At 59.6% G+C, this 8840-nt stretch carries 6 protein-coding genes; 2 read left to right on the top strand and 4 right to left on the bottom strand.

What is annotated here, in order from left to right:
* A partial coding sequence (locus ACRXB1_RS23340; RefSeq protein ID WP_449493362.1) for a glycosyltransferase family 9 protein occupies nt 1-493 on the bottom strand: 493 nt, incomplete at its 3' end.
* A 199-nt stretch (nt 494-692) separates the two neighbouring features.
* The gene (locus ACRXB1_RS23335; protein WP_062003221.1) at nt 693-2270 is read right to left on the bottom strand and encodes a hypothetical protein; all 1578 of its coding nucleotides are present in this window, start codon (nt 2268-2270) and stop codon (nt 693-695) included.
* Between the two features lie 750 nt (nt 2271-3020).
* Between ACRXB1_RS23335 and ACRXB1_RS23330 the strand changes: the two genes are divergently transcribed.
* Complete coding sequence (locus ACRXB1_RS23330; RefSeq protein ID WP_174362176.1) at nt 3021-4934, top strand: bifunctional diguanylate cyclase/phosphodiesterase; 1914 nt, start codon at nt 3021-3023, stop codon at nt 4932-4934.
* Between the two features lie 14 nt (nt 4935-4948).
* Here ACRXB1_RS23330 and ACRXB1_RS23325 read toward each other — a convergent pair whose 3' ends face one another.
* Together ACRXB1_RS23325 and ACRXB1_RS23320 are read right to left on the bottom strand one after the other, a co-directional pair.
* Complete coding sequence (locus tag ACRXB1_RS23325) at nt 4949-6568, bottom strand: tetratricopeptide repeat protein (RefSeq protein ID WP_449493361.1); 1620 nt, start codon at nt 6566-6568, stop codon at nt 4949-4951.
* Nucleotides 6569-6686: 118 nt separating this feature from the next.
* Nucleotides 6687-7565 carry a LysR substrate-binding domain-containing protein gene (locus tag ACRXB1_RS23320; protein ID WP_449493360.1) on the bottom strand — a complete coding sequence of 293 codons (879 nt, stop codon included), beginning with the start codon at nt 7563-7565 and terminating at the stop codon, nt 6687-6689.
* Between the two features lie 126 nt (nt 7566-7691).
* On the opposite strand from ACRXB1_RS23320, the gene argH reads away from it, so the two are divergent.
* The coding region (gene argH / locus ACRXB1_RS23315) for an argininosuccinate lyase (RefSeq protein WP_449493359.1) at nt 7692-8840 on the top strand (1149 nt) is incomplete at its 3' end.

Genomic DNA, 8840 nt, shown 5'->3' with positions numbered 1-8840 from the left:
TGATGTAATCCTGGCAGCCGCTCCAGCCGCCGCGATACCCGCGCACGCCAATGCGGTATCTGACGCCCGCGCGCATCAACAGCACCGCGCCCATATGGCTGCCGAGCACGTCGATACCCACGTCAAAACCGCCTCGTGCGCGCAGTGCCGCGACCTGCGGCGACTTCCAGAGAAACCGCATTACATTGCGATGCGACCGGTCCTCGACGAGCTTGTTGTTCCAGGGCGCATCGATCTCGATGATTTCATCGACGAACGGATTGTTTTCCAGAATGGGACGCCCCCAGCTTCCTACACCGGCGATCAGGCGCGTCGTTGGAAAGCGCTTGCGCAGCGCTTCGAAAAGCGGAGTGGTGGTGAGCAGCTCACCGAAATCATTCGGGCGCAACACCAGAATCTCGCGGGGCGTCTTGCGGTTCGGATCGAAGCGCGGCCGGTAGAACCGGCTGATTAACCAGACGGGCGCTTCGATCAGCAGGTTTTTCCAACCCATTGTTTCTCCAATATCGCATTGACTATGTTGACTGTCGCCGGAATCCCGCTCGGGCCGGAACACGTCCGTTCTTCAGGTGATTGTGCTTTGTCGCGTCAATGCGATATGTGGCCGGCCAAACGGAAATGCACAAACGGGTCGCGCTCCCTGCTGCCGAAGCAGGGAACGCGACCCGGCAGTCGTGCTTCAGAAACAACGTTCAAACGTCGGCGTTGGCCGCGATGAAAGTTGCAAAGGCCGCGTAGGGGAGAATCGACTTCACGCCGGCCGTAACGATCCCGAAGGTGTTGTTGCCGCTGTCGAGCACGTAATACATCGTCGATTGAATATTGTGGGTTTTCCGCGCCTGATACAGGTTCGTCAACTGGGTTGTGATGTAGGTCGCACGGTAAGCCTGCGTTTGCTCAGGACCCGTATTCCACTCGGTGATCATGAACGGCACACCGTACCGGGCCTTGCAGTAAGTCGGCAAGTCGAAGCCCGGGCCCGCGCCGTCCGTGCCGATGTTGAAGATGTCACCGTACACCTCGTAGTTGTGCCACGTCGTGATGTCCCAGCGCACGATCGGATGTCCCGTGGTTCCGTCAGGTTGCGAGCCTTCCCACAAGGCGTCTGCGGCGCCGATGTCGGAGGCGCAAAAATTGATGCCGCACTTGGCGTTCGGCTGAACCGACCTCACGCCATCGAGCATACCTCGCATCACACCTCGCATGGCCGGCCAGTTCGCATTGTTGAAGTCGGCCGCCGTATTACCCGCCTGATTGAAGTCCAGAATGGTCGAATTCTGGCGGGTCAGCTCGTTCCCGCATTCGTACATGGTCACACCGTACTGTTTCAGCCTGTTCGCAACGGTCGATCCAACCATGTACGCCTGGTTGTAAGCGACGCTCTCACCGCTCAGCACGTTCCCGGATGCGTCGGTCATTCCCTGGTTGATCAGCACGAAAAGCGTCATGCCGGCCGACTGGAAAGCTTGTGCAAGGGCCGACACCGCGTTGAGCTGCGTGGGGTCGTCGCTGACGCCGACACGGTAGGTCGACATGCCCAAACCCTTCAGCATCGTTACAACTTGCGCAGGGCTATAGGTGTAGTCGAAGTGCCCGTTGATACCGTAGAAGTTTCCGGCAACCGGCGCGGTCGCGATGCGAGGGTCAGTGGCATGCAGCCAGCCTGCGGCGCCCACGTCGGCCCAGACGTAGAACTGCCCGCTCGTGTTCTGATGCCACATATTGCCGCCGTACCAGAGCAGCAAGGCGACGCCATAGTTGATGCCGGCCACCACGCCGTCGCGGTAAATCACGCCGTTCGTGACTGTCCACTGTCTGCCGACTGCGTCGTTGATATACGTGCCGGTCGGGATGGTCGTACCGTTGGGCGAGGTGCCTCTCGCAGAACGCGGATCAAGACAAGCGGACCAGCCCGAACCTGACCACGCATAGAACTTTCCGGAAGAATTCTCGTGATAGATGGTGTTGCTGAACCACAGTACCAGCGATACGTTGTAGTTGACGCCGGCGACCGCGCCATTCTTGTACACCACGCCGCCGGACAGCGTCCAGACGGCACCGTTGCTGTCGGTCAAGGAGGCCGCCGGAGGTATTGTCGCTCCATTAGTCGATGCCCCCCCGATGGCCGCGTTCTGCAATGCCTGGACATTCGCTGCAGCGCTCACAGCGGCGCCGGTACTGCTTGCGCCCGAGCCGCCACCGCATGCGGCCAACAAATAGCTGCTACTGAAGGCCGCAAGGCCACCAAGAAATTGACGTCGTTTCAACATGGCGAGTTTTCCCCTGCCGGGCGAAGTCCGGCATAAAAAAGTTTGGTCAGTTTTTGTGCAATGCGAACGAGAAAGGCCGCCGATGAACGGCCCTTGCTAGGTTTACTTTGTGATCCTAATTTCTTGAGGAGGTCATTCCTTCATGAAGGTTTGTTTAGGATATCTAATGCACGCAATTGAATTAACGGTAGGAAAACATGAAACTTGAACCGTTTATTCAGTTCGGTACGACGTTTTCGCGTCCGAAGCAAACGTTTGGCCAATCGGTGCCAGAACGCGACGGTTAAACATGACGCCGTGACGGATCAAAAATACCAAAGGACCCCGACGTAAAGCTCCCTGATTCAACATTTCCAAAACGGTAAAAGATACATAACCACTTTAGTATGAGTAAATGATACGCGAGCCAGATGAAAATCAAATACATTTGGTTACATCAGATGAAAAAAGCCAGAATTTTTCGGAAATTGGCCGTTTGCAGCGACGCGCTGATCTGCCGTTCTCATCAGAGGAATGTTTATATCGCAAATCTGTGCATATCGAATTGTTGTTTCGGGCAGGACACTTACCGTGGAACGCTTTTCGACAATCGAGTGCACAGGAGAAATATTGCCTCCATGTCCAGCCGGTAAATTTTTCGTTATCAGAACGGAAAAGTTGGAGATTTAAATTGGGGCATGACTAAAGTTGTGGCCTCAGGAGTCGATACTACGAATTAACTGATAACCAGCTTCCACCACTAAAAGGTATATGTCGAAAGCGCCTGTGCCCGCAAACGAAGCAGCTCGACTACGCCTCTTACAAGGGCTGGACGTCCTCGATACACCCGCTGACGAAGCCTTTGACCGCATCACCCGGATCGCTGCCGAGATGCTGCAGGTGCCGATCGCCCTGATCTCCCTGGTCGATGAATACCGTCAGTGGTTTAAATCGCGAGTAGGCCTCGACGTTTGCGAAACCAGCCGCGACCTCGCCTTTTGCGCGCATGCGCTGGATATCGACAAGATCCTGCTGGTGGAGGATGCGCTCGAAGATGCCCGCTTTGCAGACAACCCGCTGGTCACTGGCGCACCGTTCATCCGCTTTTATGCGGGCATTCCGCTGCGTTCCGCGGAAGGTCTCGTGCTCGGCACGCTATGCGTGATCGATACAAAACCCCGCACGCTCAGCGGCTCCGCCATCAGCGCGTTGCACGACCTGGCGCGCACCGTTGAAAGAGAATTGCTGCACAAGGAAACCGCGCGGGTTGGCCGGGCCGTGCAGGAATTCGACCGCCGTAATCTCGCGCTGAGCGCATCTCGCTTCGAGACCATTTTCAGGCAGACGCCAACCGGAAAGGCCATCGTCGATCTGAGCGGCCGGTTTATCGATGTCAATTCAAAACTTTGCGAAATCACCGGCTATAGCGCCGAACAGCTCCTCAGCCTGACGTTCCCGGAAATCACGGTGGAAGCCGATCTTGCGATGGATCTCCAACTCGTCGCCGATCTGCTGTTCGGCCGAAGGAAGACCTATTCGCTGGAAAAGCGCTACAGGCGACGAGACGGCACGATCGTCTGGGTCGATCTGAGCGTGGCGCTCGTACGCGATGAAACCGGTCAGCCGCTGCACTTCATCAGCGTCATCCAGGACATTTCAGCGCGCAAGGACAGCGAGAAGTTCCTGCGCGACTATCAGCACGAGCTCGAGCAGCGCGTCACCGAACGCACGGCCGAATTGACGCAGAGCCGGGAAACGCTGCAGACCATCACCAATAACCTGCCGATTCTTATCGGCCATGTAGACGCGAACCTGCGCTACCAGTTCAACAACGACGTGTATCGCGATGTCTTCGGCGTGGAGCCGGGCAGCCTGCGCGGGAAATCGCTCGAGGAGACACTGGGTTCTTCACTTTTCGAGGAGCTTCGTCCTTACTTCGAACGCGCCCTGGCGGGCGAGCGGGTCACGTACGACAATGTCCGCTATTGGCCGCAGCATGAGCGCATCTGGAGTGCGACCTACATTCCCGATATTCGCGGCGACAAGGTCGCGGGCTTTTACATCATGAGCCAGGACATCACCGACCGGAAGCTCGCGGAAAACGTGCTCTTGGCCAAGGCCATGCTTGACCCGTTGACCGGCCTGCCGAATCGCCGGGCATTGCATGAAGAACTGGCCCGAGCAGTCGAACACGGCAAGCGCGAAGCCGTCCCGTTCGCGTTGTTCTTTCTCGATCTCGATGGGTTCAAGACCGTCAACGATACCTACGGGCACGACGCCGGTGATGCATTGCTGATCGAAGTGGGCAAGCGATTGAAGAAAGTCGTTCGCCAGAACGATGTTGTCAGCCGCCTCGCCGGCGACGAATTCATCATCCTGAGCCAGGGAATCGCTACGGCGAATGCGTGCAGCCGGGTTGCACAGGACATCTGCCGCACCTTGACGCGGCCGTTTGTCCTGCCGGGCGTCACCGTCGACATCAGTACGAGCGTAGGCATCACGATGTGCACCGACGCCCGCCAGGCATCCGCCGATGAACTCATCAGCAGCGCGGACGGCGCGATGTATGAAGCCAAGCGAAAAGGCCGCAACGGCTTCCGGTTTGCACGGGACCCGCATATCCGGATCGAACAGATGGGCGAAGACCCGGTACCGTTGCCGGCGAAAATCGCGCAGGCCGTTTGAAGAGGAACCTGGTGTCAGTCCAGAAGGGACGCGGCCCCCACGAACGCGGCTAAGGACGGAACGATCCGTTCGATCACACGAGCCCATCCGCGATCCCCGCTTCTTTGCCTGAAGAGGCGCACATTCTGCGGATACCACGGCGAATCATCGCGGTCATTCATCCAGCGCCAGTCCACATCGCGAGCGGGCAGCAAGACCCAGCACGGCTTGCCCAGCGAAGCCGCAAGGTGCGCAATCGACGTATCCACGCAGATTACAAGATCAAGCTCGGCGATGACCGCAGCGCTGTCCGCGAGATCCGTCACCGCCGAGCCGAGATGCAGCAGCGGCTGATTCTCCGGCGCGTGGGCCGCCTCCTCTTCGCCCTGTCCTTTTTGCAGACTCACGAAACGGGCGCCGGGCACGGACCAGAGGGGCGAGAGCGTCGCCACGGAAGGCAGGGAGCGGTTTGCGTCGTTGTGATGTTTCGGGTTGCCTTTCCATACAAGCCCGATCCTGATGGCACCACGGAGTGCGGCGATTGGAGGGCGCCATTGATCGATAAGCGCTTGATCCGGACGCAAACGCAACGGCTCAGGAATGCTCTCGACTGTAGTCCTGAAATGCAGCGGCGCGCTCACAAGACTGGTCCAGTAATCGAACGATGCGGATTGCGCCTGTGCCGTGGCGTGATCCAGCACCGCGTCGACGCCACTGACGTTTGCAAGTAGCCGATGCAACGCGTTCACGCACCCAAGCGCGACGTGCCGCGCGCCTGCTGCTTTGAGCACCGGCAGGTACCGGGCGAACTGAACCATGTCGCCAAGGCCGTCTTCCTGCCAGACCAGCAACGACTTGCCGGCGAGCGGCTCGCCTTGCCATTGCTGACAGCCAAGCATCGTCTTCGACTGACCATGAACAAACAGCGGGTAATCGTAACGCGATTCGTAGCGTTCCCAGCCTTCGTCGAAGCGCCCCATGCTCATCAGCAGCGTCGAGAGACCGAGTGACGCGTCCCGATAGCCGGGACGCAGCACGAGCGCCCGACGGTAAGCCGATTCGGACTCGTCCAGACGCCGGACCTGACGCATCAGACTGGCGAGGTTATAGTGCGCTTCCGCAAGGTCAGGGTTGAGGCACAACGCGATCCGGATGTGCGATTCGGCTTCTGAAAAGCGATCGAGCACCTCAAGCAGGTTGCCCAGATTGTTGTGCGCTTCTGCGGCGGCCGGCATGATCCGCAGCACGTGCCGATATTCGGCCTCGGCGTCCACAAAGCGATGTTCCCGGAACAGTATGCTGGCAAGGTGGAAACGCGCCTCCGCTGTGTCGGGGCTTTTTGCCAGCACCTCGCGAAACAGCATTTCCGCTTCGGCGACGCGGCCGAGTCCCTTCAACATCACACCCAGGTTTTGATACGCGCCGGTAACGTCAGGCGCGATCTCGATCGATACTCGCCAGTATTTTTCCGCGTCGGGTGTCCGGCCCAGGCCGAGCGAACAGAACGCCGCGATGTCAAGTGCCAGCACGCGATCGGCACCTGCGTCGCAAGAGTCGAGCAGGGGTTGCACAAGCGCCAGCGCATCGGCAAAGCGGCGGCTCTGCCGATGCGCGTCTGCCTGAAGCACAACGCCATGCGGCGCGTTTGCGGTCATGTCTGCCATTGAATGGAAAGTGGGAATCGACGGTCAGAGCTTACCGCGCATGCCGTCTCCGCGAATCAGGGATTTGCGACGATCAATCTGCGCTATTCGCCGAAACAAGTCCCGCGTTCTACCCCAGTTTGTCGTCCACCCATGCCATGAACGCCGCGATCAGCGGCGACTCCATCAGTTCATTTCGACGCACCCAATAATACGCATGCTTCGCCGGCACGGTGATGCGAAACGGGCGGATCAGGGTGCCATCGGCGAGATCGTCGCGTACCGAGACGCTGTCGCCCAGCGCCACGCCCTGCCCTCGCACGGCCGCTTCGATCCCGACGTGCGCAATGCCGATCTCGAGGATGCGCAAGCCCGCAAGTTTGTCCGCCGATGCCGCCGCGAGCCATCGTGTCCATGAACCGGCGTATTCGCAGAACAAGGTCCGGTTCGCCAGGTCCTGCACCGTGCGCAATGTGCGCGGACCGTTCATCAACGCGGGGCTCACCACGGGGAACAAGACCGGATGCGTGATGAGCTTGACGTCGCGATCGCGCCAGCGGCCTTCGCCGTAGCGGATGCACAGGTCGACATCGGAGGAATAGATTTCCTTGTCATCGTTCGACGGAATCAGCTTCAGGTTCACCGCCGGAAACTGGTCGAGGAAATCGCCGATGTGCCGCGCGAGCCAGCGCGACGTAAACAGCAATGGCGCCGATACCACCAGATCCCCCGCGATCGCCGGCGAATCGAGCCTCACGACGGCCGTCGCGATCATGTCGAACGCGGTCTTGACCGGCTGCAGCAACGCCTCGCCCGCGGGCGTCAGCTTCACGCGCGCCTTCGAACGGATGAACAGGGCGACGCCCAGCGTACTTTCCAGCACACGCACCTGGTGACTGACGGCGCTCGCGGTGACGCTGAGTTCATCGGCGGCGGCCGCGACCGTGCCATGCCGGGCGGTGGCTTCAAATGCGCGCAACGGGTTGAGCGGCGGCAATCTGTGGCGCATGGCGGGAACCCGGAGATGCTGAGAAAAATTTGATTTGATGCGAATTTAATTCTCTGTACAAGCAAAAAATTTGAACGATTAAGCTAGTCGTAATGAGCAGAACGCCTTAACGAACAGGAAAACCCCATGACCACGAATGCAGCAACCGAACGCCTCTGGGGCGGCCGCTTCAAATCCGGACCCTCGCTCGCGCTGGAAAACCTCTCCCGTTCGGATCCCAGCTTCTTTCGCCTCGCCCCCTACGATCTTGCCGGTTCGCGTGCGCACGCGAACGAACTCGAACGCGCGGGGATCCTGAGCGCGGCCGAGCTCGAGCAGTTGCTCGGCACGATGGATCAGATCGAAAAGGAATTCGCCGCGGGCGAACTTGCGCCCATCCTCGCCGATGAAGACGTCCACACGTTCCTGGAACGCGAGCTGACGCAGCGGCTGAAGGCGGTCGGCGGGAAGCTGCGCGCAGGACGTTCGCGCAACGACCAGGCGGCGAACGACTTGCGTTTGTATCTGCGGGACAAGGCACGACAGCTCGCGATCGCGGTGAATGAACTGCAGGATGCGTTGATTGAACAGGCAAACGCGCACGTGGAAACCATCACGGCCGGCTTCACGCATTTGCAGCCGGCCCAGCCGATCGTGTTTGCGCATCAGTTGCTCGCGCATGCGCAATCGATCTATCGCGATGTGGACCGTCTGGTCGACTGGGACCGCCGTTCCGCGCGCTCGCCGCTGGGCGCGGCGGCGTTGGCCGGGTCCGCGATCTGTTTGCGCGCCGATCTGTCGGCGCTCGAACTCGGCTACGACGGCCCGTGCGAAAACTCCGTCGATGCCGTCGCTTCACGCGACCACGTCGCCGAGTTCACGTTTATCCTGAGCATGTTGTCGGTGAATCTTTCGCGCTTGTCCGAAGAAGTGATCCTGTGGACATCGCGCCAGTTCCGCTGGGTCGAACTCGACGACGCCTACGCCACCGGCAGCTCGATCATGCCGCAGAAAAAGAACTCGGATATCGCAGAGCTCACGCGCGGCAAGGCGGGCCGGTTGATCGGCAACCTGAGCGGCTTGCTGGCCACGCTCAAGTCTTTGCCGCTCGCATATAACCGCGATCTGGCGGAAGACAAGATCGCGGCCTTCGACAGCATCGATACACTCGAACTCGTGCTGCCCGCCATGGCCGGTATGATCCGCACAATGCGCGTGAACGTGGCTGAAATGCGCGCTCAGGCGCCGCTCGGGTTTTCGCTGGCAACCGAAGTCGCCGACTGGCTCGCGCTGCGA

It is taken from the genome of Caballeronia sp. M23-90, from assembly GCF_053574605.1.
The sequence above is the reverse complement of the archived record's forward strand: the minus strand, read 5'-3'. Positions and strand labels throughout refer to the sequence as shown.

Excerpts from the sequence above, each read along its gene's own strand:
- ACRXB1_RS23335 (WP_062003221.1), bottom strand. The coding sequence starts at position 2,270 with ATGTTGAAACGACGTCAATTTCTTGGTGGCCTTGCGGCCTTCAGTAGC.
- ACRXB1_RS23330 (WP_174362176.1), top strand. The coding sequence starts at position 3,021 with ATGTCGAAAGCGCCTGTGCCCGCAAACGAAGCAGCTCGACTACGCCTC.
- ACRXB1_RS23325 (WP_449493361.1), bottom strand. The coding sequence starts at position 6,568 with ATGACCGCAAACGCGCCGCATGGCGTTGTGCTTCAGGCAGACGCGCAT.
- ACRXB1_RS23320 (WP_449493360.1), bottom strand. The coding sequence starts at position 7,565 with ATGCGCCACAGATTGCCGCCGCTCAACCCGTTGCGCGCATTTGAAGCC.